The following is a 1,597-nucleotide window of genomic DNA, read 5'->3' on the forward strand; positions in this document are numbered from 1 at the left end:
CCCGGTCCGTGGTGGGCCGGGTCAAGGATCCGGGGACGCTGGCCAGCGGGGTGCCGCCGGCGGCGCCGGCGATGATCCTGCTCATGGTTGCAGCTCCCGGACGGCTCCGCCGCGTGTTCTGACTGCGTTCCTAACCGCGTTCAAGGAACGCCTCCTTTTCAGGGTTGAGGTAGTCGTCAATGGCCGCGGCGAGCACGGTGTGGCGGTCCAGCCCGGGGTCCGCGGCCACGATCGCCTGGGCGTCCTGCCGGGCGCGCGCGATCAGGTCTTCGTGTTCCAGGACCCGCAGCAGCTTCAGGGTGGAGCGGCCGCCGGACTGGGAGGCGCCCAGGATATCGCCTTCGCGGCGGAGTTTGAGGTCCTCCTGCGAGAGTTCGAAGCCGTCGGTGGTGGCCGCCACCGCGTCGAGCCGGCGCCGGCTGGGGTGTCCCGGTTCCAGGCTGGTGACCAGCAGGCAGGTTCCGGGCAGCCCGCCGCGGCCCACCCGGCCGCGGAGCTGGTGGAGCTGGGAAATACCGAAACGGTCCGCGTCCAGGATCACCATGAGGGTGGCGTTGTGCACGTCCACCCCGACTTCGATCACGGTGGTGGAGACCAGCAGCTGGGTGCGGTTGGCGGTGAACGAGGCCATGGTGTCCGACTTCAGGGCCGGATCCTGCCTGCCGTGCAGCGGTGCCACGCTGATGCCGGCCAGCGCCGGCACGTCCCGCAGCTGTTCGACGACGCCGGTCACCGAGGCGAGCTCCCGGGCGCCGTTCTCGGCCAGGTCCGCGTCGGTGGGCTCCGCCTCGCCGGGACTGAAGTCGCCGTCGTCGTCGGTGCCGATCTTGGGGCAGACCACGTAGACCTGGTGGCCGGCGTCGATCTCTTCGCGGGAGCGGGACCAGATCCGGGTCGCCCAGGCCGGGTGTTCGGCCAGGCCCACCACATGGGTGGAAATCGGCGCGCGGCCGGCCGGCAGTTCGTCCAGCACCGAGGTCTCCAGGTCGCCGAACACCGTCATGGCCACGGTCCGCGGGATCGGCGTCGCCGTCATGACCAGCAGGTGCGGCGGCTTGCTGGCCTTGGACCGCAGGACGTCCCGCTGCTCGACGCCGAAGCGGTGCTGTTCGTCGACCACAATCAGCCCAAGGTCGTAGAAGGAGACGTTCTCGCTGAGCAGGGCGTGGGTGCCGATCACGATCCCGGCGGTCCCGGAGGCCGCATCCAGCATGGCCTGTTTCCGGGCGGCGGTAGACATGGACCCGGTCAGCAGGGTCACCTGGACCGAGTCCGGGCCGAGGCCGCCCAGCAGCCCGTCGCGGGAAAGCGGTCCGAGGGTCCGCCGGATCGAGTCGAAGTGCTGGGCCGCGAGGACCTCGGTGGGAGCCAGCAGTGCGGCCTGCCCGCCGGCGTCGACCACCTGCAGCATGGCGCGCAGCGCCACGATTGTCTTGCCGGAGCCCACCTCGCCCTGCAGCAGCCGGTTCATCGGCGAATCCAGCGCCAGTTCCTCGGCGAGGGTCTTGCCGACGGCGCTCTGGCCGGCGGTCAGCGTGAAGGGCAGCTGACGGTCATAGGCGGTCAGCAGCCGCCCCGCCGCCGACGGCCTGCTGAC

The 1,597-nt window shown here is 71.1% G+C and carries 1 protein-coding gene and 1 pseudogene; both read right to left on the minus strand.

What is annotated here, in order from left to right; translation table 11 throughout:
- Positions 1-85 (minus strand): annotated as a pseudogene (locus AB4Y86_RS18595) (16S rRNA (guanine(966)-N(2))-methyltransferase RsmD); the annotation flags it as partial.
- A 45-nt stretch (positions 86-130) separates the two neighbouring features.
- Positions 131-1,597 (minus strand): ATP-dependent DNA helicase RecG (locus AB4Y86_RS18600; protein ID WP_441403616.1); only part of this gene is annotated, 1,467 nt, incomplete at its 5' end.

The organism is Arthrobacter sp. 2YAF22_2, from assembly GCF_052114645.1.
Taxonomy (GTDB): domain Bacteria; phylum Actinomycetota; class Actinomycetes; order Actinomycetales; family Micrococcaceae; genus Arthrobacter.